Consider the following 24,456-nt stretch of genomic DNA (forward strand, 5'->3'; position numbering starts at 1 on the left):
CGGCCTTGATCGGCTACTTGGTTCACAAAACCCCGGATGCCCGGCAGCGTCTCCAAAGCTTGGCCGAAATGGCTCAAACCTTGGGCGATCTGTCCGATCGCGATGCTGACGTGGTCGCCCGACTACTCGCCAAACCCATAGCAGTACAACAGAAAGGAGTTAGCCCATGCTGATCGACGGTCAGTTTGTAGCAGTCAGTGAGGCGCAGTATGACGATGTCCGCAAACAGATGGAGTTGCCCGCCGACTTTCATCTGGTGGAGGCCACCGCACTACTCCACCACGACACAGGCAATGGCGTAGCACATATCTCGTTACCCGCCGGCCTGGTTGTTGCCGCGTTCGAAGATCCGCATGGACATCGGCGTTATGGCGTAGTCACGCTGGCGACGCCTCGCAACAAGCCGTAATGGTTTTTAGCGGCTAAAATTTCAGCAACGTCTTATTGACAAGGGCGCTTCGGCGCCCTTTTTTGCGCCTTATTAAATCTGCCTCCCCACTATTACCTCAACTGCTTGACATGCATGAAAACATAGTTTCATGCAAATCAACTCAACAACACCCAACAGCAAGAAAACTCAAATAATTTAAAAATGCCGCAAATGTTTAGCTATACATCGCCACGAAGAGCCTACGTCAACTAAAAAAAATCCGATCTCCAGAACGCAACCCCTCACGTACGTATGTAATTACGCATACACGAAAGTATAAATTCATGCAGAAAGTTGAGATCTAAAGGCAGACCACAATGTCACCAAGGCTCCGTAATCCGGGGGTTTCCAGATACGGCAGAACAGTGTAGCTTTGGTTTTTAGGCAACTTCACACACATGCCAAACGCGACCAAAATACTATTTGACAATCTATTTTTTAAATAAGTAAAGTGCGCTGCATCTGATCCGCCCAGCATGGAGCCATAGAAATGGACGAGCGAACTATTATCCAAACAAGAGACATCATAGAAGAGGTCGCAAAGGTAATTATGTCATTAAGCGTATCAGTCGGCGCTAGACCACTGAACGAAGAGGAAAGCGGCGGAGTAGTAGCGACCATGACTTGGAGTCATGGCCGATTACTGGAATGTTCTAAAGAACTGGGAGAATTGTTCAATCAGACGGGCAATGAACTAAGTTGATCGAATAGCTGACGCTGCTGAGCTATTGGCATTTCACGGAGTCGGTCGAAAATCAACTGGTCGACCGACTGAGCAGATGGACGCAAAGGATGTGAATAGGTAAGGCTCATTACGAACGTATGCCCACAGTGCGGGTTGAGACACTGGCAATACAGCTTCGCATATTCCAGATTCATGTTTTCACGCGAACCAATACGAGCCTTACCCCCACAATCCCTACAAGTGATCCGCATTGTGCCCCTTCCCCAATGGTGTATGTATATACACTATTCTACTTGAAGCAACCTCAAACTGCTGCGCCTGCCTCTACTGGATTACGCCATCCAATACGCCGATCGGCCCGCAGTGAGTCGTTCAACTGATCGAATAATTGACAGATCGGACGGATTTCATTGTTGGTGTAAACCCGATCGATCTTTTCGATGTCGCCAAATCCACCGCTGTTCTCTGGGATAATCCCCGCCAGCGCCGGGTTCATCCGCCAGGCCGCAATGACGTCGTTACGGGTGATGTTCTTCACCTTCTCCAGCTCGTCTTTCGCCTGAAAGTCTCCCACAGGGATGATCTGAATCGCCTTTTCGGTACCCCCAGGGATGTTCACAAACATCGACCTGAAGTTACCCACACCCTTGCTTGCGCTGATCTGCGCCCGCAACTCGTTTTCGTCGTCTTCGGTCAGATTCGGGTCGTTGGTGTAGAAGATGTAGCCCGCGTGGGCACCGTTGCTGTAATAGCGCCGGCGAAACAGTGTCGCCGCCTCGTTGAGCAAAAGTGCCTGCATACCGCCAAGGTAATCGGGCACACCGTAGACGTTCTGTTCCACGTCGTAGTTGAGGACATGCTCGACCTCCTCCTGGTCAAATTCGACTTCCTTGCCGTCCGGCAACAGCATCACGAAACCACCATCCACTTTCACGCGCATGTTGATCGCCGGCAGGTGATCCACTTCTAGTACTTCTCCGAACACATTGCGGTTGCGAAGGAAATAGGACTCTCCGAACACCATGAAGTCCAGCCCAGCGCGGCTCATTGTTTGAATGCTGCACCCGGGAGAGGCGATGAACTCACGCAGCAGCAGGTTGCGTTTGAAACCCGGAATGGCGCCGTGGTGCGCGTTGGCGCGCAACAGCTTCGCCAGTCCTTGGCGCGACACTGGTGGCGTGTAAATACGGCCGTCGTGGCTGGCAAACGTGCCTAGGTATTGCCCGATGTTTTCGGTCAGCACCTGCTCGGGAGCGCCGAACGAAAACGCCCGCGCTCGCCCGCGTGGTGGATTGACGGTTTGCTGGTTTCTTCGCTTGCCCATGTGTACCTGTTCCGCTGAGTGTGTAGGAGCTTCGGCGCTGCTTGTTGGTGTTGAGGGGTTCGTGTGCCAGCGCGTGCATGATTGCCCAGGCAATGTCCGCGTGGCCCGTCGCGTCGGTACGGGAGGCGCTGTAGGTGATCTGGCCGCTGCTGGTCGCACCGCGCTTGATGGTCAAGAAGGCCTGTGCGATGTCGTTCCAACCGGCGTCCCATTCGATTCGACTGCCTTGGATCGTGTCCTGGGCTTTCAGTACCAGGCTGTTTTTGGTTTCAAGGCTGTAGTGAATTGAGGTCGCACGCGGGTAGAAGTCGCGCACTAGGTCAAACACCCCGTAGCCGATACCGGTGGTATCGATGCCGATGTGCTGGACGTTGAAACGCTCCGTGAGCTTTTTGATTTGCGCTGCCTGGAAGGTGAACGAATGCCCACGCCAGCTGTGCTTTTCCAGTATCCGGAACTTGGCGCCTGGCTCTAACGGTGGAGCTAGGACAACACAGGTGGCGTCGTCTCGCGTTCGACTTGGGTCGTAGCCGATCCATACCGGACTGTTTCCGTAGGGTCGATCGTCCTCGGGTTCGAAGTCCGTCCACAACGACAGATCCGAGTAGCACCGTTCCAGATCGGCCAGTGCGAACACTCCTTGGGTGCTGTCGATGAATTTGCAGTAGAACAGCTGCTGGAACTTGTCCGCGTCGTACTCAAGCTGCAATTGCTCCAGATCGAACAAATCGCAGCCACCGGCGATTGCGTCCTCAATGGTGATGATCTTGCGCCACTGGCCATCAGGGCACAGCGCGCCGGCGGCAATTTCCTTTTCGCTTGGCCAGGGATTCTTCGCAGCCTTGCGCTTGCTGTTACGGAAGGTCTCACCAGTCCAGAACGGATAGGCCTGGTGCGTTACTGCGCTCGGAGTAGAGAAATACGTCTTGCGCCACTTCTTATGGGTGCCCATAGCACTGGCCACAGTGCTGAGTTTTTCGAAGTCGCGAATCCAGAAATACTCGTCGATGTAGACGTGACCGTGGTGCCCCTGAGCAGTGCTGCTGTTGGTGCTGAGAAACCGCAGTTCGGCGCCGTTGCTCAACACAATAGGATTGCCGGTCAGCTCCAATCCGAACCACTGCTGGGCGAACTGGATGATGTAGCTACGGAAAATCTCGGATTGCGATCGGCTGGCCGACAAGAACATTTGATTGTCCCCGGTCAGCACCGCGTCCATGAACGCTTCGCCAGCGAAATAGTAGGTCAAACCTACCTGCCGACTCTTCAGAATGTTACGGATTCGGCGTGTCAGTGGGTTCTGTTTGGCTTCAAACAATTCCTTTTGATAGCCGTACATCTTGCTGATGAACTTATCTAGGAAGTCGACTTCGGTTAGACCGGAAACGTCGTTCTTCACTTTCTTTTCGCGTTTCTTACCGCCTCTGTCGCCACGCTCCCGGCGCCTGTCTTGGCGATCGCCCTGGTCGTGCGCGGGCGCCTCACCTGCGATCGCCTGCGCCGGTTTGTTGGACTGCTTCAGCAGTCGATCGCGCACGGTGGTCAGTCGGTCCAGTTCGTCCAACTCACCTTTGGTCAGCGTGGTCTGTTTCTCAAGGATCAACGTCAGACGCCGGCTGACCGCTATCAGCGGTTCTTCATCCGAAAGCATCTCGTCCCAGCCGCCCTTGGCGATCCAGTAATAGACGATACGGATATTCGGCAGCTTGAGTTGGGCCTGAATCTCTTTCGGCTTGCACCGACGCAAATAGAGACGTTTAGCGGCTTCTTTGACTTCGATTGAATAGAGCATGGTCCGCAGTCTATGCGGCGAAAACGTTGAAAACGCGGTGTTAAATTCCGCGAATATCCTAGATCCTGAAAATAGGAGAAAAGCAAAAGCAAAGCGTTTGTTTGGTGTTCTTCCGCTCCCTATCGTGGCGGCTCAAACCACCGATTGAGCGCAGAAACGCCAATGCCCCGTTCCCTTGTTTCTTTCTGGAAACGTGTCGCCACCAGCGGCACCACCGCTGATAACCGCGAGATTCTGCCCCAGGAACTGCGAGACATCGCCGAGACCTATAAGCCTTCTTTTTACACGGCAGTGATCTGGTGCGAACACGAACGTGGTTATGGATCCCACGGGACGGTATACGCAGTGCGCCTGGTGGAAGATGACGAGGATCTGGAACCTGGCCAAGTCGCGCTGGAGGCCCAACTCAAGCCCAACGATCAATTGCTATGGCTAAACGACCAGGGCCAGAAGCTGTTCACCAGCATCGAGATCACTCCTAACTTCCGTGGCAAAGGCAAAGCCTATTTGACCGGTTTGGCTGTGACCGACTCCCCTGCCAGCACTGGCACCCAAGAGCTGTATTTCTCCCGCAAAAAGGTCTCCCCCACCGTTTATTACAGCGCCGCCCTCCCGCTGGGTTCATTTGACGAATCTGAACCCAAGGGCGAGCTGCAAAAACTCCTTTCGATGTTCTCCGGACTGTTCAAACGCTTCGGCATCGAAGAAACCCCAGCAACCCCGAACCCCCAATCAGAGAGCCAAACCCCAATGGATGACGCCCAAGCCAAAGCGCTGGCCGCACTGGTCGAACAGCTGTTGCTCGTCGCTGCCGGCATTCAAACCTTGATCGAACCAGACACGGCTGAAGTTGAAGCAGACCAGGACCAAATCGACGCGGTCGGCACCTCCGTGCAGGACATTCTCGACACTGCTGAAGAAGAGCGCGAGTACTCCCGTCGCCGCAAGGGCGCGACCGGCAACCTGGCGTTGGCCAAGGCCGTAGCCAACCTGGACAAGAAATTCACCGCGCTACTGGATACGCCGAAGGGCCGCAACGTGCCGCGCACCACCGGCGCGACCCAAAGCCCGAAGCGGAGAACCTTGTAAATGGGCGCCTCTCTCAGCAGTCACGCTCAGGAACAGTTCGCGCTTCTGCAGGACGACATGGCCGAGTCGTACAACGTCCATGACGTGTCTCGGCAGTTCGCGGTAGAACCGAGCATTGCCCAAGAGCTGAACGACAAAATCACCGAAAAATCCGACTTTCTCAGTCGCATCAACGTGGTTCCTGTCAATGAAATCAAGGGTCAAAAAGTCATGCTTGGCGTGACCGGCCCGGTGTCCAGCCGCACCAACACCAAAACCAAAGACCGCGAAGCCAAGGACTTCAGCGATGTGTCCGGCTTGGACTACGAGCTGTATCACACTGAATCCGACGTAGGTCTGCCATTCGCGAAGATCGACAGCTGGGCCAAGTTCCCGGACTTTGCAGAGCGTTACGGCGCGGCGGTGCAACGCCAGATCGCGCTGGATCGCATCATGATCGGCTGGCATGGCGTCGAAGCGGCGGCACAGACCGACCTTGCGGCCCACCCGATGCTGCAAGACGTCAACAAAGGTTGGCTGCAACTGGCTCGCGAGCAGATCCCTGCCCAGGTGCTGAAGGAAGGCAAAGTCGCGGGCAAAATCACCCTCGGCCCTGATGGTGACTACGCCAACCTTGACGCCCTGGTGCACGACGTCAAACAGATGATCGATCCTGTTTTCCGTGATGCCGGCGACCTCATCGCAATCATCGGCAGCGATCTGTTGGCCAATGACAAGGGCAAGCTGTACGCCAAGCAAGGCGACACGCCGACCGAAAAAGAACGCATCGAAAACGCGCAGGTGATCGACACCTACGGCGGTTTGCCATCCTTCGTCATCCCGCACTTTCCATCCACCGGCGTTGTCGTGACCAGTTGGGACAATCTTTCGATTTACTTCCAGGACAGCAGTTGGCGCCGCCATCTGATCGAGAACCCGAAACGCTCCCGCGTTGAAGATTACAACGGCCGCAACGAGGGCTATGTGATCGAGCAGCTGGAAAAGTTCGCGGCGATCGAAGCCAGCAATCTGGAGCTGCTGCCGTGAGTATCGCCCTTGCCCACAAGCGGCGTGTTCTCGCGGAAGGTCCGGGCACGGCGACCCGTGCGGAGCCCTACAGCTCAAGCACGGCTCTGGCCAGTCCAGCTAATGCGCAGAAGCACCTCAAGCTGATGGAAAGCGCATTGGCCGTGGATCTGGAGCGGCTCAGCAACATCAACAACCACGAAACCCGCCGCCTGATTAAGCGTGACGAGCTGCTGCCCAAGTACATGGAGTACGTAGAGCGCTACCGCGACTCGGGACTGAATCACCCCAATCCGGTGCTGGTGCATGTCCTGGTCTGGCTCTTCGATACCGAGCAGTTCGAGCTGGGCTTGCAGGTCGCCATGTTCGCTATCCAGCAAGGCCAGGCAATGCCCGACGGATTCAAGCGTGACGTGCCGACGTTCGTGGGTGACGCAGTGATCGATTGGGCCGAGAACGAGCAAAAGTGCGGGCGCAGCCCCGAGCCATACCTGAGCGACATGATGCCGTTCGTGGATGGTGAATGGGATCTGCCGGCACAAATCCCGGCGCGCTATCACAAATTGCTCGGCATCCGCGCTATCGACGCCAAGGAATGGGAAACCTCCGTCCGCCACTTTGAGCGTGCCCAAGAACTGCATTCCGAAATTGGCGTGGGAACGCGCCTGAAAGGCGCTCGCAAGGCACTGGAAAAACAACAGGCTCAAAGCGCCTCCGAATAACCCGACTACCCCCCCTGCGGGGAACTGTGGACGTGAGTCGGCCATTTATGGCCCGCCCCATGAGAAACAGTTTCCCCGCCCTATTTGAGTGCCCAGTAATGAGCTTTTCCGGGAAACCCACGACCTTTGTGGAACAGGCCATCGAGAACGACGGCTTTTGGCCGAACCTCTCCGTGTCTGAGTTTCAGAAGGGTTACCGCCTGCCGGCGGAGTACCTGGTAGACATGCTGGTCACCGACTTAAAGACCGCAATGATTGAGGTAAACCGCGATCTGACCAAGCGCAAAAGCGACTGGCAGAACGTCGGTGTCACCACCGTGGAAACGGCCGACCCTACGGTCCTGCCTAAACGCACATTTCACGCTGCGACGTACAAGCGCGCCGTTTACTGCCGTGCAAAAGCCAGCCTACTGACCCAATTCGCCACCGTGAACCGTCGCGAAAGCGCGGAAAACATCGGCAAGGAATTGCCCGAGCGCGGCGAAACCTTTCTGGAATTCAGCCAGCAAGCCATCCGGGTTCTGCAAGGCCGTGGCCGTATAACGGCGGCGCTGCTATGACCAAGCTTCAAGGACTGACCGCCTACCTTTTGGAGCGCCGCCTGGTTGCACCTGAACAGCTCGACAGCTTCACCGAGCAGGTAAAGCTTTCGCTGATCTGGAAACCCGACGTCGGCGGCATGCACTTCGCCGACATGCACTATCGCGCCGCGATCGTGCTGGAGCGCTTCGCCGACCATCCGGCACGCCTGATGGCCCTGGTCGGCAGTTGGCTGGAAAACCACGATGTCGATCGCGACCGCCATGAATTGCCGGCGCCGGAGTTCGCGGTGGAGCCGTTGGACAACGACCTTTTCGACGTGGAAGTCACGCTGGAATTCGCCGAGCCGCAATATCTGGCCGAAGACCCTGCCGGCGAGATCGAAGCCTTCGGCAAGACCTGGGCCTTTGTCCCGTTTGATCTGTGGATTGCAGAGCGCGGCGAGGTGGCCACCGATGGCCGGGCGTAGCACGTTCGAACTCGACATTCGCGGTCGCTTGGGCGTACGCGAACAACTGGCGTTGTTGAGCCTGCCGCCGCAATTGCGCCGCCGCTTGCTGAACCAGGTTACCAAACGCGTGCGGACGATGAGCCGCAAGCGTGTGCGTGAGCAGAAGAACCTGGACGGCACGCCCTTCGCTCCACGCAGGGGCGACAGCAAGGGCAAAAAGAAGATGGAAGCCGGCCTGGCCAAGTTGATGGTGGTCACCCGGGTAAGCGCTGATGAAGCGGAACTGGGCTGGAAAAACGCCCTGACCCGATGGGTCGCCGCGCAGCAGCACAACGGCGTCAGTGAGCGCCGCACCGCCCAACAGATGCGCCGATGGAACAAAACCCCACCGGGTTTGGCAGCAACCGACAAGCAGGCCAAGCGCCTGCGCCGGTTGGGATTTCGCGTGCGTCAAGCAGGCAAAAAGACGCTGACCCGGCCGTCTGTGGCGTGGATTCAACAGCATGTGAACTACGCCAAGGCCGGCTTGCTGATCCGGATCCTGGACGACCAGCGCCGCGAAAGCACTGGTGCCCAGAGCTGGGAAATCACGCTGCCGAAACGCCAGTTCATCGGCGCCGAAACTGAACGCGAAACCAATCTCCTGATTAACCAGGTGTTGCAACAAATCCTAACTTCACCCCGCTAACGAGGCACTGCATGGCACTCGGTCAAGTCACCGTCGACAATCTCAATCTAGGCCAGGGCGCCGTGACAGAGGTTGAGCGTTACTTTCTTTTCATCGGCCCCGCCGCCAAAAACGTCGGCCAGATCATCCCGCTGAACACCGACAGCGATCTGGACGCCGCCCTGGGCATCCCGGCGAGCGACCTGAAAACCCAAATCGCCGCCGCACGTTTGAACGGTGGCCATCGCTGGGCCTGCATGGCGGCCCCGATCGGCCCCGAAGGCGACTGGGCCACGGCTCTGGAGACAACCCAGCAACAAGGGGTGTCGGTGGAAGCGGTAATCGTCACCAAACCTGTCGCCAAGGGTGACGAACTATCGGCCATGAATGACGCGGCCGTCGCCCTGAACAACACCTACGGCCGTCGTGTTTTCTTTCTGGCAAGCACCGCCGGCATCGCCGTCGACCAGACCTGGGCGCAGTACCTGAGCGAGCAAAAAGCGTTGGTCGCGGGTCTGGCAGCGCCGCGCGTTTCACCGGTGCCGCAACTGCACGGTAATGACCTGGGCGTGCTGGCTGGCCGCTTGGCCAATTCGGCAGTCAGCATCGCTGATAGTCCGATGCGCGTGGCCACCGGGCCGGTGTTGGGGCTTGGCGACGTGCCTATCGATATGGAGCTGATACCGCTGCCGTCCGCTGTGCGCAGCGAACTGGATCGGGCGCGGTTCTCCGTCACCCAGACCTACCCAGACTATCCAGGCGTGTACTGGGGTGACTGCAACATGCTGGACACCCCAGGCAGTGACTTTCAAGTCGTGGAATACCTGCGCATCACCGACAAAGCCGCTCGCCTGATTCGCCCGCTGCTGATCCGCCGTGTCGCCGATCGCCGCTTGAACAGTACCCCCAACAGCATGGCGGTGAACACCAACCAGCTGATGGCGCCGCTGCGTGCCATGGCCAAGTCCATCAAGTTCGCCGGCGAGGTGTTTCCCGGTGACATCGAACCGCCGAAGGATGGCGACCTGGTGCTGGAATGGCTCAGCAAAACCAAGGTTGCGGCCTACATCAAGCTCAAACCCCTCAACTGCCCGAAAGACCTCACGGCGAACATCGCTCTGGATCTTTCCACTGACAAAACGGAGTAACGCCCCATGGCAAAAATTGGCGGCAAGAACTTCGACGTGAGCCTGGGCGATCTGTCGCTGCACGTCGAGAGCTGCACCCTGGACATTACCGACAACTCGGCTGTGGCCCAAACCCGGGGCGTGCCTGACGGCTACGTGGAGGGCGATGTGGCTGCTGCTGGCGAACTGGAACTGGACAGCTCCAACTTTCAATTGCTGATCGATGCGGCGCGATCGGCCGGGAGCTTTCGCAAGCTCAAGCCGTTCGATGCGGTGTTCTTCGCCAAGGCCGGCGAGGACGAGGAACTGCGCGTGGAGGCCTTCGGCTGCAAGGTGAAGATCTCCAGCTTGTTGTCGATCGATCCCAAAGGTGGCGAGAAGACCAAACACAAGGTGCCGTTTGACGTCACCAGTCCGGACTTCATTCACATCAACGGCGTTCCGTACCTCGACGCTACCGAGATCGAGGGGATTCGTTAATGGTGGATTGGTTCGACCGCGCCCAGGAGCTGGAGCAGCGCCAACGTGACCAGGCGATCAAAGCCCAGTTGCTGACGCCTGTGCCGGTCGGGCCAAGCCTGACCCATTGCCAGGACTGCGACACACCAATCCCGCCGGCGCGCCAGGCGCACGGAGGCATAACCCGGTGCGTCCCGTGCCAGACGGACGTCGAGAAGAGTAAACGCCGATGACCACTGAAACTTCGCGTCTGGGAACGCTGGAGCGGCAACTTGCCGTGATCGAGCACCGCATGAATGAGTTTGAAGGTCGTCACGAAACCGTGCCGACTCGCGTGACCAAGCTTGAGCAGCAATTCGAAAACATGACTGGCCAGCTCAAGGAACTGAACAAAGGCCAGCAGGCGTTGACCCTGGCGGTCAACGTGATCGGCTCGAAGGTCGGGCGCTTGCTGACCATCCTGACGCTGGTTGGCGCCGTCCTGCAGATGGTGGTGCCGGCACTGTTGCGGGTGTGGTTCCCATGAGCTTGCGCGGCAGGATCATGGCCGGTGCGATCGCGCTGGCCAGCACGCCGCTGGTGATCTTCCTGGGCACCTGGGAAGGCAACGGCCAGAACACCGTTTACGCGGACAAGCTCGCCGGCGGACTGCCCACGGTTTGCAAAGGCATCACCCGGTTTACGAGCCCGTACCCAGTCGTGGTCGGCGACTACTGGTCGCCCGCCAAGTGCGCCGAGGTGGAGCAGCTGGTGATCCGCAAAACGCAGTTGCAGTTGGCCGAGTGCATCACGAACCCGAACGTGGGACAGACCACGTTCGACGCACTCACCAGTCATGGCCACAACTTCGGCGTGACCAGCACCTGCGCCAGTCGAGCGGTCGCGCTTATCAACGCCGGCCGCATCGCCGAGGGCTGCAAAGCTCTGGCATGGGCGCCGGACGGCAAGACGCCGGTATGGGCCTTTGTGACTGACGCCAAGGGCCAGAAGCGCTTTATTCCGGGCCTGCACAACCGCCGGCTGGCCGAATCCCGGCTGTGTGCGGAGGGCTTGTGATGCTGCGCCAAGCCTTGTTCCTGGTCGTGTTGTGCCTGGTCGCCTGGATCGGTTTTGAATCGCTCGAAGGCCAGCGCGACGAAGCCAGGCGCGAGCGTGATAGCGCGAAATGGGAGGCCAGCGGCCTGCGGGAAGCGGCACGCATCAGCGGCGTAATGCTCGCCGAGCGGGACGCGATCGACCAACGAAACACTAAGGAATTGACCGATGCACGCACTGAAAACGAACGCCTGCGCCGCGCTATTGGCGATGGCACTGGCCGGCTGTACGTCAGCGCCACCTGTCCCGCTTCCGGATCTTTGTCCGCCACCGCCGGCACCGGCCGCGTGGCTGATGCAGGACGCGCCGAACTCGCAGCAGACGCTCGACCGGATTATTTCACCCTCCGAGATCAGCTCGCCTTAAGCCGGCAAATGATCGTCGGACTGCAGCAATACGTCCGTGGCGTGTGCCAGCGATCGCCAGCGCACCAGGACAGGAATTTTTCCAACCTCAACAAGAGATCTACCCAATGAGCCAACAGAACAACACCGAAATCACCCTGGAAGTCGGCGAACAGGAATTCACCTTCAACCTGACCCCGGCCGACGTCACCAAGTACTTCAACGCGCTGACCCAAACCAACAAGGTCGCCCCAGGCAACAACCTGTTGATGACCACTGTGCTGCAGGAACAAAAAACCGTGCTGAAACCACTGCTGGGCAACCCGGTGATGGTGATGCAGATCGCCGGCGCGCTGCTCGAGGAGTACGCGCCGAACGTTGAGGTGATCGTAAAAAAGCGCTCGAGCACGCTGAGCGCCTAAGCGAAAACGGACTGGGCCAGTTGATGGCCCTGACGAACCGCTGGCTACCTGGTGCCGAACCCACGCCCGAGGCGATGGGGACGGCCAAGTGGCTGGAGGACGAACACTGGAGACGCATGGAGTTCGCCGTGGCTAACGGCATCGCCCTTGCGCTGAACGGGTAACGACTTTGGCAGACCGTAGCGCCAGCCTGGCTTTCATTCTCAGCTTGCAGGACAAGGTCACTGCGCCTCTGGGCAAGGTGAAAATGGGCTTTTCCGAGCTTGCCGATCAGAGTGAAAAACACATAAAGACGATCGGGCTTGGTCTGGGCGGCGTGACCGCTGCTGTGGTCGGGATCCGGGAGTCCATGGAACCGGCGCTGGAGGTCAATCGCGCCCTGGGCGACGTCCGATCGTTGGGCGTGGCTGAGGATGCGTTGTCGGCACTCAATGCCAAGTCGCTGCAGTTCGCGGTGAGCTATGGCGAGAACGCCAAGGATTTTGTGGCCTCGGCTTACCTGATCGAGGGCGCCATTAAGGGGCTTGCCGGCAACCAGCTCGCCACGTTCACCAACACCAGCAACTTACTGGCGAAGGCCACCAAGACGGACGCCGAAACCATGGGCGAATACGTCGGCACGCTCTACAACCTGCAGAAGTCCCAAGCGGATGCGATGGGTAAGGGCGCATGGGTGGAAAAACTCGGCGGGCAAACGGCGCTGGCCGTGCAGTTGTTCCGCACCAGCGGCGCGGCGATGAAAGACGCCTTTAAGGAGGCCGGCGCGATCGCCACCACATCGGGTGTCGACCTTGCCGAACAGATGGCGGTGATCGGCACGCTGAGCAGCACCATGGAGGGCGGCGACGCCGGCGGACGCTACAAAGCGTTTTTCGAGAACATCGGCGCCGCATCGGAAAAGCTCGGCATGCAGTTCACCGACCAGCAGGGCAAAGTCCTGCCGATGATGGCTATTCTGGACAAGCTGCAGGCCAAGTTCGGTGACCTGACCAGCGCCTCGGCCGGCGCCAAGTTAATGGAGGCCTTCGGCGGAGAAGGTGCCCAGGTGATCGGCGCGCTGGCCAAGGACACCGATCGACTGCGCAACGGCATCGAGCAGTTGGGCAAGGTGCGCGGTCTGGAAAATGCCGAGCAGATGGCCAGGGCGATGGTCGATCCGTGGCAACAGTGGGCGTCCCTGGTCGAAGTCATGCGGGTGGTGTTTGGCCAGGTGCTGATCCCGGTACTGACGCCGTTCATGAGCAAGATGGTCGACATCGGCAAAACCCTGGTGCGCTGGTCGCAGCTGTTTCCCAACATCACCCGGGTGATAGGCATCACCGCACTGACCATCATGGCGATCGTCGGCGCCATGTCGTTGTTGACCCTCGTGGTCGGCGTAGCCCGGATGACCTGGCTGGGCCTGTTATCGGTGTGGAAGGTCATGCAGTTGCTGAACCTGCGCACCGTTGCCGGCTTCGTCCTGCAGAAACTGGCGATCCTGGCTTACATGGCCGTGATCTACACGCTCAGCGCCGGTCTTGCCCTGGTGCGCGGCGCCATGCTGCTTTGGCAGGGCGCGATCTGGCTGGTCAACGCGGCGCTGTTGGCCAACCCGATGGTGTGGATTGTGGTCGGTGTTCTCGCCCTGGTGGCGGTCATTGTCGCGGCGGTTCACTACTGGGACGAATGGACGTCCGCCCTAATGAACACAGCCGCGTTCCAGTTCGTCGCCGACAAGCTCCAGAAGCTGTCCGACTGGTTCAACTCCATGGGCGGCTGGTCCGGCATGGCCAAGGCTGCTTGGGACAGCATCGTCGGCATTTTCACCAAGGCTGTTAACGGCGTGATCGAGCTGCTGAACAGCATCCCGGGCGTGAACATCGAAGCGCGTTTTGGCGGTATGCCTGAAGTGCCTGGCGTCGATGCCGCGACCAATGCCGCTGACACCGCCAACGCCGCGCAGAAAGCCCAGCAGACCATCAACGCGGCAATCCCCAGCCTTTCACCGGCGCGCCCTTCAGCGGTGCCGCCCGGTGGTCTGCTGACCAGTATCCAGAACAACAACAACAGCCAGAACAAGGGCACGCATGTGGAGAACGTGAACATTCACACGGGCAAGAACATGACGCCGCTGGAGATGGAAAACATGGTCGCAATGGCGGTCGGCGGATGAGCGAGTACGTAGACCTGTTGATCGTCAACAACGACCTGGCGCTGGATCCGTCACACCAGCCGCTGCTGGTCGATGACCGCGCCTGCATCGCCCAGGACATCGCTCACATGATCCGCGACAGCGGGTTGCTGGTGACACTGGTGGCCGAGCGCGATCGGTTGCGGCAGCGCGACTGCATCCAGCAACTGGAATTGTTGGTGGAGGACGACCAGCGCCTGGTGCCCGGTACGGCACGCATCACCCAGCAGGAACCAGGTGTGTACCTGGTCACTGCGAAAACCCTGAAATTCGGTTCGATTGAGGTAAGTCTGTGAGCCAGGTCGATTTTAAGAAGGTGATCGCCGACGCCGGCATCCCGACCACCGAGGCCGGTTTGAAAGCTGCGTGGGAAAAGGAAGTGGAAGCCCAGGGCGCGAAGGTGGCCAACACCAGCAGTTATTCGCCGTTCTGGCGGGTGATGACCGCGCTGGTGACCAAACCGGTGTTGTGGCTGTTGGACTTTCTGTGCCTGACGGTGCTGCCGAATTTCTTTGTGAAAACTGCGGTGGACGCGTGGCTGGACATGCTCGCCTGGGCGGTGAACGTCGAGCGTAAAGGCGCCACCAAAGCCCGCGGTAAATTGCTGTTTACCCGGGCCTTGCCGGACGGCGTCATGGAACTGGAAAAAGGCATTGTGGTGCAGTCAGCCGCCATCAACGGCAACGTGTACAAACTGATTACCACGGCGCCGGCGACGTTCGTAGCCGGTCAGTTACAGCTGGAAGTCCCCGTTGAGGCGATCGAATCGGGCAGTGGCTTCAATCTCGCGCCGGGTTACTACGCGATCCTGCCTGTGCCGGTACCGGGAATTGTCCAGGTGGTGAACAAGGACGGTTGGCTGGAATCACCCGGTGCGGATCCGGAGCCGAACGACCAGCTGCGTTTGCGCGTGCGCAACCAGTTCTCGGCCGTGAATCAGTGGCACACCGACGCGGTGTATCGCGCCATGATCTCGGCCTTTCCGGGCGTGCGTCCGGACGGCGTTTACTTCGAACATGGCGCACCGCGTGGCCCGGGCAGCGCGAATGCCTTTGTGTTGTTTGATGCAGGTGTGCCGGCGGCGACTTACCTGGAGCAAATCAATTCGCACATTCGCGACCAGGGCAACCATGGCCACGGCGATGATCTGCTGGCCATGGTGATGCCCGAAGTACCCGTGAGTGTTGCGATGACACTCTGGCCGCAACCAAATCTGAGCGCCGAGCAGATCGACACGCTTAAAAGTGAGATCGAGCTATTCATCCGCGCCGCGTTTCGGGAAAGCACGCCCCGCGATTATCAGCCGACGCTGACTTATCCCCAGTCGCGTTTCAGCTTCAGTCGCCTCGCGGAAGAACTGCACCAGCAGTTTGCCGATATCGCCTCATTGCGGTTTACACCTGGCGTCGACATCACCAGCGGGTTGGACATTCCGCGCCTGACTTCACTGAAGGTGAACCTGCAATGAACAAACTGAAACTGCCGTTCTGGCTTGGCGGTACCGAGCTTTCGAAACTGGTCGCGGCTGCACAGGCGTGGTGGGAAACCGTCACCGGCTGGCTGCGCTGGCCTTACTCGCAGATCGATCCCGACACCTGCCACATGAGCATCCTTGAACTGTGGGCCTGGCAGCGGGACGTGACGCGCTTCAAGGGCGAACCCGAGACCCTGTTTCGACTGCGCGTGAAGTACGCGTTTATCAACTCAGTCGACGCCGGCAGCACTGCCGGTTTGAAACGCATTTTCGAGCGACTGGGCGTGGGTTACGTCGAGATCGAGGAACGCCAGCCCGACCGCGATTGGGACGTGGTGCTGCTGAAGTTCAGCAACGCTCAGTTGTCTTTGAACCCTGAACTGTTGCGCGTGCTGATCCAGCAATACGGTCGAACGTGCCGGCGCTACGACTTCGTCACCATCACCCCCGTGGGGCTGCAAATCGCCCTGATCGACTTCAACGACGACCAGCAAACGCTGGTTGCCAGCCTGTAGGAGCGCACCGTGAGCGCCAGTATTACCTTGGCCGGCGAAAGCCAAATCGCCCTTAAACAAAGCCAGCAAAAGCCGCTGATCGTCAGCCGATTCATCTTTGCGAATGTGCCCGGGCTTGATCCGACCGCGCCGCTCGATCGCGCTGCCGGCAAGCCACCGGCTGCGCAGATCGTTCACGTCTACACGATCCCGGAAAAGAACGCGGGTTACGTGAACCCGAACCAGGTGGTGTACAGCGCACAGCTGGGGTCAGACGTCGGGGATTGGGACTTCAACTGGGTCGGACTTGAGGACGCTGACGGCATCTTGTTCGCCGCGTCGTCGGTGCCACTGCAACAGAAACGGAGAAACATTCCGCCGGAGCAGATCGGCAACAACGTCACCCGTAATTTTCTGGTGGCCTTTGACGGCGCCATGAAACTCACCGGCGTAAAGATCGATGCCAGCACCTGGCAGCATGACTTTACGGTGCGCCTTGCTGGCATCGATGAGCGAGAGCGCCTGAGTAACCGTGAGGTGTACGGCCGCGCCTGTTTTTTCGGTAACTCCTTGGCATTCGGGAAGGGCGAAAACGGTTTCCAGTTGGGTGCCGGCACTGCTTACATCGAAGGCATCCGGGTATTCATGGAAAAGCCTGTGCCGTTGTCGGGTGTTGCCGTAGGCACAGTGACATTGGACGTTTGCCTGGAGCGGCAATTAAACGATCGGGTCGCGACGTGGAAAGTGATTTTCGGACAGCAAGGTGACTACACCGACGCAGCCGGGGTTCGCCATTACTGCGTGCCGATCGCTTATTACGCATCTCCGACGGAGATTTACGACGCTCGTGAGCCTGAGCCGATCGCCGGCGCACTCATCAAGCATTTGGCGGCACGTAAAGGGGATTACGCGGAGTTGCGCGCCCGGGCAACCACCAAAGCAGACGTGGGGCTGGGCAACTTGCCCAACGCAATCAGCGACGATCCAGCAACCAACAGCAGCCAGATCGTGGCGTCGACAGCCGCGCTGAACAAGCTGCAAAAACAAGTCGGGGATTCGATGACCGGCATGGTGGCCTCCTTCGCCATGAATAGCCCGCCGGCGGGTTGGTTGGCATGTAACGGTGCGGCGATTTCCCGTACTGCTTTCGCCGGCTTGTTTGCACGTATCGCAACACACTACGGAGCCGGCGACGGTTCAACCACGTTCAATCTGCCCGACATGCGCGGCTTGTTTCCTCGCGGCTGGGACGACGGGCGAGGTTTGGATCCTGGCCGTGCATTCGGCGTCTATCAGGACATGATGATCCACTCGCACGCGCACGGCGCCTCGGCCGCAGCCGTAGGCGATCACGTGCATGGCGCCTGGACAGACGCCCAAGGCAATCACGTGCACAGCGCCTGGACGGATGCCCAGGGCAACCATGATCACGGGTTCCGAACTGTCGACAACGGCGCAGGCATCAATGTGGGTTATCCGGCAGGCGGCAGCGTCTGGACTGAACTTGAAATTCCTGGTGGAAAAAATGCCGACGGTCGCCCCATGCGCACCGACTACCAGGGCCAACACGCGCACAACGTCGGCATCGGTGCCGCCGGACAGCACGCGCACAACGTTGGGGTTGGCGGGGCAGGTAACCACACCCACGGCATCTCCGTGGCTGCCGCCGGCGGCATCGAGACACGGCCCCGAAACTTGGCCCTTTTTTACTGCATCAAGTATTGAGATCGAGCATGACTGAAAAACTGGTGTACCAGACTGACCACCTCGGCATTTTTATTGGTTCCGTAACAGCTGACGAATCCCCTCTGGAACCCGGCGTTTACTTGATTCCTGGTGGCTGCGTGGAAGTCGAACCGCCTGCCGTTCCGGAGCATAAAGCCGCTTGGTGGAACGGTAACGCTTGGCAGTTGGTGGATTACCTCGGCGGCGTCGTGGTGTACAGCACCGACACCGGCGAGCCGCGAACACTGGAAGGCTTTGAGGCGGTTCCAGCGGGTTTCACCATGAAGAAGCCCGGCCCTAATCAGATCTGGAAGAATGGTAAATGGGTCGATGACATCGAGGCCGTTCTGGCCGCACTCCGCGACCAGAAACTACAAGCGATCGCGACCGGATGCGCGGACTACATCGCGAGCGGATTCACTTCAAGCGCGCTGGGCGGGCCATACCGCTACAGCAGCGAGATCGATGACCAAGTGAACCTGAACGGCCAGGTACTGCTGGGCCTGGACGATGTTTACCCCTGCTATGACATCGACCAGGTGCTGGCCTTCCGGCCGCACACCATCGCCCAGCTGCAGAAAGTCAGCCTTGACCTGGTGCGCTTCCGGCAAGCGGCGCAGCAGCACGCGGAAACACTGCGCCAAGCTGTGGCGAAGGCTCAGAAAGACAAAAATCTGAAGGCAATGAAGGCCATCACCTGGACGCCGCCGGCATGACCTGGGCACCGGTGACAATGCGCTGGCCGGAGCAGGCCACGCAGTGGATGGCCGGGCTGTCAGCGGCCAAGGATCTGGCCGGTGGCGAACTGGCCAGCACCGCCCAGCGCCTGGCTGGCCTGAGTGGACTGGCCAACACCAACCCGGGGCCGGTCGGTGATGCAGCAAAAGGCGCGATCGCGGCAGGACGCGCAGCGTTGGCCGAGCAGATGGGGCAGGTTCCGGCGTGCCTGGTCGTGACGCCATTTCAAAGCGGCGTTGGCCAGGGCGCGGGCTATCAGCGCTTTCTGTCCGCGCCCAACGCGCTGGAACATCTCGCCAAGAAACTGGAAGACGCCAGCGACAGTGGGCGTCCGACTGGGCCGCAATACGCGTTGTCGATCCTGTTCCTGGGCACGCGCCTGGAACAGTTGGCCAGCAGCTTGGCGCGCTTCAATGCACTGCTGCCGATCCCTGACCTGGTGCGCACCGAGCGCCGGGCGCAGCACCTGGTGAAACTGGAGAGTGAAAAGTGGGAGATCCCCGGCGCCGGAACTCTACCGCGCTGGCAGGGTTTGCCGCTGGAGCGTTGCACGGTGGTCAAAGCTGCCAAACAGTCGATGGCGGGGCAGATAGCCGTGCTGGAAGGCTACGCCGCCGACAGCTCGCCGTTGGCCGATCTGGCAGCTCTGGCAGCTCGCAAGAGCGCCCAGCAGCAGGGGCGAGATAAACAATTGGCTGACCTGAAAGACCTGCTGGCCGGGGGCAACCCTGACGTCAGCGTGCGCGCGCGGATGATCGGCCCAGGCACTGCCGGAGAATTACGCCGCGAGTTGTTGGCCGGCGATGCGCCGGGCCATGAATGGATTCAGTGTGCCGGGGTTCTGTTGGTCGGCAGCAAAGAAGGATTGAGCTTTGTGCGGGAACTGGTAGGCCTATGACGCTGTTACTCGACGGGCAAAAAGTCCAAGGCAAGAACCTCAAAGTCACGGCCAATCTGCGAATCGAAAGTGGCGATATGTCCGGCCAGACCAGCAACACGGACAAGGCCCATAAGGGCTTCAAGCCCAAGACGCTGGCGGTCTCGCTGATGATCCCCTTTGTGGATAAAACCCAGCTTACGGATCTGTTGCGCATGGCTGAAGCCACCGCCGGCGGCGGTCAGTTGCATCTGTATCGGATCGTGAACGACACGGCCGAAACCTTCGGCGTGCGTCAGGTGGAGTTCTCCGACGGCGTCAGTGCGCGGGAAGCCGACACCCTGAAAGCCTGGCTTGTGCAATTCACGCTGAGCGAACGCGAATCGAACCCGGAGAAAGTCGAAGGCCGGCGCGCCGGCAACAAGGTTGACGCTCAAGGCGCCCCGGGCAGTGCGGTCGGCGAAGGCGGCGCCGGCAACGGTGATGGAACCAGCGACAACCCCGCGCTTAGCGGCTTTGAAAAAGTGCTGGGACGTGTGGATAAGTGGCTGGGCGGGAGTGAGCAGACGTGAAACTGCACAAGATACTTTCCATCAACGGCGCCCCGATCGCTCTCATCAAGGAGGACGTCAGGCTGGACGCTACCAGTCCCGGCCGGGCGAACTTCACAGTTCAATCCCCTGTGCCGCTGAAAGGGCTGGTGACGCTGGATATCGGCTACAACGAGGGCACGCTGCAACGGCACTTTATCGGCTACGTCGAGCGCTGCACGGCCGCTAACGCGGTCGAACAGGTGTTGTTTTGCCGTGAGCTGGCCGCCGTGCTGGCCAACCCGTTGCCGTTGAACCTGCGTCATGTGGATCTGCGCGCCGTGCTGGCCGAGGTCAGCGAACAAACCGGGCTGCGCTTCCGCGTTCCGGATCAACCATACGCCAGCGTGAAGACGCCGTACTTCTACAGCCTCGCCGCCGGTTACCAGGCGATGGACAGTCTGGCCCGAGTGTTCAGCATTCCCGACTTCACCTGGCACCAGCTGGGCAACGGTGAAGTGTTCGCCGGCAGTTGGGCCGACAGTTTTTTCGGCGCCCGTGCGCCGTTGCAAATCCCAACGGAGCTGTTTGACAGCTACCAGGGCAACCAAAGCGCGATGGTCGCGGCCCTTCCCGGGTTGCGACCAGGTGCAACGATCAACAAAGGCGAGCGCGTTACCACTGTTGCACTCACCAATGACCAGATGGCCATCCGATGGACGACGCAATCCGCCGCGCTGTAGAGCGCCAATTCCCCGAACTCACCGGTGGCTATCACCTGCCGCGATTTGCCCGGGTTACCGCCGTGGCCGACGCGCCGGCGGACGCCGGACTGTGCGACGACTTCCGGCCGCGCTATGCCGTGGACATCGAAGTGCTTGGCCCTGACGATGAACCAGACCCAGCCATGCCGCCGCTCACTGGCGTTCCGTTGCCGCTGCCCACAGGTGGCGAGGAAATGGGCATTTACGCCTTTCCAGAGGAGGGCACGCGGGTCGTGGTTTGCTTTGCCTACGGCCTGCCGAACAAGCCCTACATTCAATCGATATTGCCGCACGGCCTGAGCATGCCGAAGGTGCCGAAAGGGGATCAGGTGTGGCAACACAGCGCTGCCGCCCAGCAGCGCGTCGACGCCGACGGCAACTGGCTACGCCAGACCGATGGCAAGATTCGTGATCAGGCGATCGAGCGCGAAGTCGAAGCCCTGGACAACCGCGAGCAGTTCCAGAGCCACACGCAGACGATCGATGACCACTCGACCGAATCTGTGGGTGGGGTGAAAAAGATCGAGGCGCTGGGCGCGCTCAAATTGTTGTCGGGCGGATCCGTGAGCCTGGCGGCGGTGGACGATCTGCACCAGGCTACGGGCCGGGATCTGAATCTGGTCGTGGGACAGAAGTACAACGCCACGGTGGCTGGCGATATGCAGGAACGGATCCAGGGGCTACGTCAGAGCGTGGCCAAAGTCAGTCAACGACTGGAGGCGCCAAAGACATGGATCGGATCGAGCGGAGTGAATGTGTTGCAGGTGCTGTGTGATTTGCTCGACCTGGTGCAACAGATGAATAGCCAGCTAGCTGCGCACAAGCATGGACCAACACCTCCGCCAGACAATGCCGGAGAGTTCGTACGCAATGCCACCAGCGCGCTGTCGTTGAGCGAGAAATTGAAGCCCATCACCGGATAGCAAAAACCCGCCAATTGGCGGGCTAAATATGCAGCGACTTACCAACTGCCGTAGGGGATTCCGTACTTTTCGACATACAGTTTCGACGCATCCTGCAATGGATAGTAAGTACCACCTGAAAGCCCTAAATCAGGCCCCTTTGGCTCTATTTCTACTTGAGCGCGTGCGACTTTGATTGCTCGTCGACACTCGTCCAGTGCCCACACTTGGACGATACCGCCGGGAGCTAGCCCCAGCCGTACAGACGCACGCTTCGGAAGAAAAGTAGTCTCTGGAACACTTGAGCATTCTTTGGTCAGGGCATTGCGCATGACCTGCCGTGCACTTTCGGGTATCTCGATCCAGCCTTGGTAGGTTTGTGGCTCGACAAGCGATTGCCAGCGAACATAGATACGTACCGGAAGTTTTGCATCTACGACATGTCTTTCTTTGCCTCCTCCAGTAACCAGCCAGCCACTTGCTCCCTGAGTGCCGTTTTTCCTCCCTCCGGAAGAGCTGCTTCCAATCCTACGGTACATGTTCCCATCGACATCGACAGTGGCACTGTCCTCAACCCAGCCGTCCATGGCGTAGGGAGTGATAAAACCCAGTGCCCACGGGCCGGCGTCCAGGTCCGAATGTCCCGAAGCTTGGCAACCGCCCGTTAAAAATGCCCCTAACAAAATCCATAGTGTTCGCACGCTTGTGACTCCTAGTCGGGTACGTGGGGATGCTGTACGCGGATCCCTTCCGTGGTAGGGGCGTTAAAATAAACCAATCCCGTGCGTGGCGTGGTGCCTTGCAACTTCCTGGGAGGGTTCCAGTTGGCCGAGGTGTGAATATACTTCAGCTTGAGCAACTGCTCTTCCGCTGGCGTAGTGCTGTAGTCACCAGATACAAAGCGATCACAAAGTGCTTGAAGCTCTGCCGGAATGGCATAGCGCGAAGACTTATCGTTGATTGGTATGAATCGTACTCCCTGTTGCTTAGCCAGTTCGTACATGACCCGCAGGTAAACCCGCGACAGCTCACCTCGTACTGGTCGCTTAAGCTGCAACGCCGCGTAGACACGCTTGGTAGGGTTCAAGCGATCCTGCTGAGACGGAGGTAAGCTCCGAACATAGGGTGTAACAACCTCCAGCATCTCTGCCGGCCAACCTTTGGCCTCCCACTTCGCCTTCACTTGTTGGGCATCACGATAGATTGAGGTGTATTTCACATCGGTCGTTAGGGGAACGTCCAGCGCTTGCATGGGACTGATCAGCAGGAGCTCTTCAGACTCGGGGTAGTAACCGCCGCCAATGTCCGAATGCACACCGGGCAAGTTGAATTCAGGATGATCGGCTTTCACGCGGGTCAGCGGGAAGTTGGCGCGTACTTCATCACGAGCCGCCAACTGGACGACTTTGGGGAACAAGCTGCGAGGCAGATAGAGATTAAGCCAAGGCGCTTTCTGACTTCGCACATAACCCAAATTAGCTAGGCCACCAACCGACGCCACCGTGTCGAACAATCCGATAAATCCCATTTGGATATCTCGCTGGTACTCACCGCCGAAAGACTCTTGGAACGCTCGACGAAACATCTTGATGGTTTCACCCAGAGGCCCCTTCTGTCCCTGCGCGACTTCATTGGCAAAGTGCCGTGCAGCTGCTGCACCACGACTGAAACCAAAAGTGTCGAAAGTCAGATTCACAATCTTGGAATCCGGGTTGGTTTGCGAAAAGTCATAGATGATTCGCCCAATTTCTCTAAAGGCCCCTTCAACTTTAGCTGTTACGCCCGTTGCTCCGCGCCCCATGGCCGCTCCCATCATGCTGTCTTCTTCGCCGGATGAAGTGCCTATACCCTCAATGTAGAGTGCTTGGAAAAACTGGCGCTGTTCGCCTTCGCCCTGAATCTCATCGGATGAGAAATACAAATCACTGAGTTTTTTGACGTTCGACTCATCATTCGCATAACTGCTGTCAGGATCACTCATGTACGGTTTGCAGGCCGCATCTAGGTCTTCGGGTTTGATGGGGTGATTGGCACCACACAACAACCCCAATATGCCATTGTTTGCGTTGTTCAATGTTCCGTCGAAAAACACGCCAATGCGCAGAGTGATCGCGACAGAACTGTCTTCCTCAAGCTCCTCCTCTTCTTCCTCTTCCTCCAGACTGGAGTTATCCACAAAGGCGGCAGGCTCCGGCGAAGGCGTCAGGAGCGAGTCGGCGGGTACATAGCTGGTGGGGACGGCCAGATGAGCAGGCATCGGACTAACGGGAGCGACCGGTGCAGGCGTGAAGCTGTTACCGATGATGATGCTCGATGAACCGCCGGTGACGGTGTCGCCATGCGTACCTTGCGAACCAGTGACTAAGGCGGCTTGGCCATTGATCTGCACCGAGGACATAGCGGCCATGGTCAAGACACTGCCGCAGGTGGTGCAGTCCGTTACACGTGCCGCAGGTAAACCATCAAAAAACACATTGGGTGAACCGGACTCGATGGCCGTTCCGCCGCAACGAGGGCAGCTAACGGTATCGGTTTTGCGAGCAGCGGGTTTGCCGGACATTGCCGACCTCCATGTCAGTGTTGATCGAGGCAGCACCATGCTGACGCTCTCTGTAAAAAACAATCAG

At 58.9% G+C, this 24,456-nt stretch carries 31 protein-coding genes; 26 read left to right on the plus strand and 5 right to left on the minus strand.

Translation table 11 applies throughout. From position 1 onward, the window contains the following. The first annotated feature begins 166 nt into the window (after nucleotides 1-166). Both AC5SEM_RS23075 and AC5SEM_RS23080 read left to right on the plus strand, forming a co-directional pair. The gene (locus AC5SEM_RS23075) at nucleotides 167-409 is read left to right on the plus strand and encodes a hypothetical protein (protein ID WP_495471335.1); all 243 of its coding nucleotides are present in this window, start codon (nucleotides 167-169) and stop codon (nucleotides 407-409) included. Between the two features lie 511 nt (nucleotides 410-920). Next, complete coding sequence (locus tag AC5SEM_RS23080; protein ID WP_495473510.1) at nucleotides 921-1,133, plus strand: hypothetical protein; 213 nt, start codon at nucleotides 921-923, stop codon at nucleotides 1,131-1,133. Here AC5SEM_RS23080 and AC5SEM_RS23085 read toward each other — a convergent pair. Genes AC5SEM_RS23085 through AC5SEM_RS23095 form a run of 3 tightly spaced genes read right to left on the minus strand, consistent with a single transcriptional unit; the run spans nucleotide 1,109 to nucleotide 4,231 of the window. Next, the gene (locus tag AC5SEM_RS23085) at nucleotides 1,109-1,366 is read right to left on the minus strand and encodes an ogr/Delta-like zinc finger family protein (protein ID WP_495471336.1); all 258 of its coding nucleotides are present in this window, start codon (nucleotides 1,364-1,366) and stop codon (nucleotides 1,109-1,111) included. The genes AC5SEM_RS23080 and AC5SEM_RS23085 overlap by 25 nt on opposite strands. Nucleotides 1,367-1,419: 53 nt before the next feature. Next, nucleotides 1,420-2,286, minus strand: a complete 867-nt coding sequence (locus tag AC5SEM_RS23090; RefSeq protein ID WP_495473496.1) for a phage portal protein — start codon at nucleotides 2,284-2,286, stop codon at nucleotides 1,420-1,422. Beyond that, nucleotides 2,198-4,231 carry a terminase large subunit domain-containing protein gene (locus tag AC5SEM_RS23095; RefSeq protein WP_495471337.1) on the minus strand — a complete coding sequence of 678 codons (2,034 nt, stop codon included), beginning with the start codon at nucleotides 4,229-4,231 and terminating at the stop codon, nucleotides 2,198-2,200. Before AC5SEM_RS23095 ends, AC5SEM_RS23090 begins: the two co-directional genes overlap by 89 nt. 162 nt (nucleotides 4,232-4,393) lie before the next feature. Between AC5SEM_RS23095 and AC5SEM_RS23100 the strand changes: the two genes are divergently transcribed. The 24 genes from AC5SEM_RS23100 to AC5SEM_RS23215 all read left to right on the plus strand — a co-directional run bounded on the left by AC5SEM_RS23100 (nucleotide 4,394) and on the right by AC5SEM_RS23215 (nucleotide 21,850). Continuing rightward, nucleotides 4,394-5,320 carry a GPO family capsid scaffolding protein gene (locus AC5SEM_RS23100; protein WP_495471338.1) on the plus strand — a complete coding sequence of 309 codons (927 nt, stop codon included), beginning with the start codon at nucleotides 4,394-4,396 and terminating at the stop codon, nucleotides 5,318-5,320. After that, a complete protein-coding gene (locus AC5SEM_RS23105) occupies nucleotides 5,321-6,346 on the plus strand; it encodes a phage major capsid protein, P2 family (protein WP_495471339.1) in 1,026 nt (341 codons plus the stop codon). Then, nucleotides 6,343-7,047 (plus strand): phage terminase small subunit, encoded by a 705-nt coding sequence (gene gpM, locus AC5SEM_RS23110; protein ID WP_495471340.1) that lies wholly within the window; start codon nucleotides 6,343-6,345, stop codon nucleotides 7,045-7,047. The genes AC5SEM_RS23105 and gpM overlap by 4 nt, the downstream gene beginning before the upstream one ends. 98 nt (nucleotides 7,048-7,145) lie before the next feature. After that, a complete protein-coding gene (locus AC5SEM_RS23115) occupies nucleotides 7,146-7,607 on the plus strand; it encodes a head completion/stabilization protein (protein WP_495473497.1) in 462 nt (153 codons plus the stop codon). Beyond that, complete coding sequence (locus AC5SEM_RS23120; protein WP_495471341.1) at nucleotides 7,604-8,056, plus strand: phage tail protein; 453 nt, start codon at nucleotides 7,604-7,606, stop codon at nucleotides 8,054-8,056. Before AC5SEM_RS23115 ends, AC5SEM_RS23120 begins: the two co-directional genes overlap by 4 nt. Continuing rightward, nucleotides 8,043-8,726, plus strand: coding sequence for a phage virion morphogenesis family protein (locus AC5SEM_RS23125; protein WP_495471342.1), 684 nt, complete (start codon nucleotides 8,043-8,045; stop codon nucleotides 8,724-8,726). Before AC5SEM_RS23120 ends, AC5SEM_RS23125 begins: the two co-directional genes overlap by 14 nt. Before the next feature lie 11 nt (nucleotides 8,727-8,737). Next, nucleotides 8,738-9,853, plus strand: a complete 1,116-nt coding sequence (locus AC5SEM_RS23130) for a DUF2586 domain-containing protein (RefSeq protein ID WP_495471343.1) — start codon at nucleotides 8,738-8,740, stop codon at nucleotides 9,851-9,853. 6 nt (nucleotides 9,854-9,859) lie between these two features. Continuing rightward, complete coding sequence (locus AC5SEM_RS23135; protein ID WP_039756525.1) at nucleotides 9,860-10,312, plus strand: phage protein; 453 nt, start codon at nucleotides 9,860-9,862, stop codon at nucleotides 10,310-10,312. Continuing rightward, nucleotides 10,312-10,524 carry a TraR/DksA C4-type zinc finger protein gene (locus AC5SEM_RS23140; protein WP_495471344.1) on the plus strand — a complete coding sequence of 71 codons (213 nt, stop codon included), beginning with the start codon at nucleotides 10,312-10,314 and terminating at the stop codon, nucleotides 10,522-10,524. Before AC5SEM_RS23135 ends, AC5SEM_RS23140 begins: the two co-directional genes overlap by 1 nt. Further along, nucleotides 10,521-10,817, plus strand: coding sequence for a hypothetical protein (locus AC5SEM_RS23145; RefSeq protein ID WP_041074592.1), 297 nt, complete (start codon nucleotides 10,521-10,523; stop codon nucleotides 10,815-10,817). Before AC5SEM_RS23140 ends, AC5SEM_RS23145 begins: the two co-directional genes overlap by 4 nt. After that, on the plus strand, nucleotides 10,814-11,347 hold the full coding sequence (locus AC5SEM_RS23150) for a lysozyme (RefSeq protein ID WP_116256723.1): 534 nt from the start codon (nucleotides 10,814-10,816) through the stop codon (nucleotides 11,345-11,347). Before AC5SEM_RS23145 ends, AC5SEM_RS23150 begins: the two co-directional genes overlap by 4 nt. Further along, nucleotides 11,347-11,862: a lysis system i-spanin subunit Rz gene (locus AC5SEM_RS23155; RefSeq protein ID WP_495471345.1), complete on the plus strand. Its 516-nt coding sequence runs from the start codon at nucleotides 11,347-11,349 to the stop codon at nucleotides 11,860-11,862. Before AC5SEM_RS23150 ends, AC5SEM_RS23155 begins: the two co-directional genes overlap by 1 nt. Continuing rightward, nucleotides 11,859-12,152, plus strand: a complete 294-nt coding sequence (locus AC5SEM_RS23160; RefSeq protein WP_039756535.1) for a putative phage tail assembly chaperone — start codon at nucleotides 11,859-11,861, stop codon at nucleotides 12,150-12,152. The genes AC5SEM_RS23155 and AC5SEM_RS23160 overlap by 4 nt, the downstream gene beginning before the upstream one ends. Before the next feature lie 23 nt (nucleotides 12,153-12,175). Beyond that, the gene (locus AC5SEM_RS23165) at nucleotides 12,176-12,316 is read left to right on the plus strand and encodes a DUF6890 family protein (RefSeq protein ID WP_039013052.1); all 141 of its coding nucleotides are present in this window, start codon (nucleotides 12,176-12,178) and stop codon (nucleotides 12,314-12,316) included. Nucleotides 12,317-12,321: 5 nt separating this feature from the next. Beyond that, a complete protein-coding gene (locus AC5SEM_RS23170) occupies nucleotides 12,322-14,307 on the plus strand; it encodes a phage tail tape measure protein (RefSeq protein WP_495471346.1) in 1,986 nt (661 codons plus the stop codon). Further along, the gene (locus AC5SEM_RS23175) at nucleotides 14,304-14,621 is read left to right on the plus strand and encodes a DUF2590 family protein (RefSeq protein WP_071173502.1); all 318 of its coding nucleotides are present in this window, start codon (nucleotides 14,304-14,306) and stop codon (nucleotides 14,619-14,621) included. Before AC5SEM_RS23170 ends, AC5SEM_RS23175 begins: the two co-directional genes overlap by 4 nt. Beyond that, nucleotides 14,618-15,793, plus strand: a complete 1,176-nt coding sequence (locus AC5SEM_RS23180) for a baseplate J/gp47 family protein (protein WP_495471347.1) — start codon at nucleotides 14,618-14,620, stop codon at nucleotides 15,791-15,793. Before AC5SEM_RS23175 ends, AC5SEM_RS23180 begins: the two co-directional genes overlap by 4 nt. Further along, nucleotides 15,790-16,314 carry a phage tail protein gene (locus AC5SEM_RS23185; RefSeq protein WP_150708049.1) on the plus strand — a complete coding sequence of 175 codons (525 nt, stop codon included), beginning with the start codon at nucleotides 15,790-15,792 and terminating at the stop codon, nucleotides 16,312-16,314. Before AC5SEM_RS23180 ends, AC5SEM_RS23185 begins: the two co-directional genes overlap by 4 nt. A 9-nt stretch (nucleotides 16,315-16,323) precedes the next feature. Next, the gene (locus AC5SEM_RS23190) at nucleotides 16,324-18,018 is read left to right on the plus strand and encodes a phage tail-collar fiber domain-containing protein (RefSeq protein WP_495471348.1); all 1,695 of its coding nucleotides are present in this window, start codon (nucleotides 16,324-16,326) and stop codon (nucleotides 18,016-18,018) included. A gap of 8 nt (nucleotides 18,019-18,026) precedes the next feature. Beyond that, on the plus strand, nucleotides 18,027-18,734 hold the full coding sequence (locus tag AC5SEM_RS23195) for a DUF4376 domain-containing protein (RefSeq protein WP_495471349.1): 708 nt from the start codon (nucleotides 18,027-18,029) through the stop codon (nucleotides 18,732-18,734). Further along, a complete protein-coding gene (locus AC5SEM_RS23200) occupies nucleotides 18,731-19,654 on the plus strand; it encodes a hypothetical protein (RefSeq protein WP_495471350.1) in 924 nt (307 codons plus the stop codon). Before AC5SEM_RS23195 ends, AC5SEM_RS23200 begins: the two co-directional genes overlap by 4 nt. Next, nucleotides 19,651-20,205 (plus strand): baseplate complex protein, encoded by a 555-nt coding sequence (locus tag AC5SEM_RS23205; protein WP_460120334.1) that lies wholly within the window; start codon nucleotides 19,651-19,653, stop codon nucleotides 20,203-20,205. The genes AC5SEM_RS23200 and AC5SEM_RS23205 overlap by 4 nt, the downstream gene beginning before the upstream one ends. Next, a complete protein-coding gene (locus AC5SEM_RS23210) occupies nucleotides 20,202-20,906 on the plus strand; it encodes a hypothetical protein (RefSeq protein WP_495471351.1) in 705 nt (234 codons plus the stop codon). Before AC5SEM_RS23205 ends, AC5SEM_RS23210 begins: the two co-directional genes overlap by 4 nt. Beyond that, nucleotides 20,879-21,850, plus strand: a complete 972-nt coding sequence (locus tag AC5SEM_RS23215) for a hypothetical protein (RefSeq protein WP_495471352.1) — start codon at nucleotides 20,879-20,881, stop codon at nucleotides 21,848-21,850. The genes AC5SEM_RS23210 and AC5SEM_RS23215 overlap by 28 nt, the downstream gene beginning before the upstream one ends. A 38-nt stretch (nucleotides 21,851-21,888) precedes the next feature. Here the strand turns inward: AC5SEM_RS23215 and AC5SEM_RS23220 are convergent, their stop codons facing one another. Beyond that, nucleotides 21,889-22,530, minus strand: coding sequence for a DUF2931 family protein (locus AC5SEM_RS23220; RefSeq protein ID WP_495471353.1), 642 nt, complete (start codon nucleotides 22,528-22,530; stop codon nucleotides 21,889-21,891). Nucleotides 22,531-22,541: 11 nt separating this feature from the next. Continuing rightward, the gene (locus tag AC5SEM_RS23225) at nucleotides 22,542-24,389 is read right to left on the minus strand and encodes a PAAR domain-containing protein (protein ID WP_495471354.1); all 1,848 of its coding nucleotides are present in this window, start codon (nucleotides 24,387-24,389) and stop codon (nucleotides 22,542-22,544) included. Nucleotides 24,390-24,456 lie beyond the last annotated feature (67 nt).

It is taken from the genome of Pseudomonas sp. CH61, from assembly GCF_059429415.1.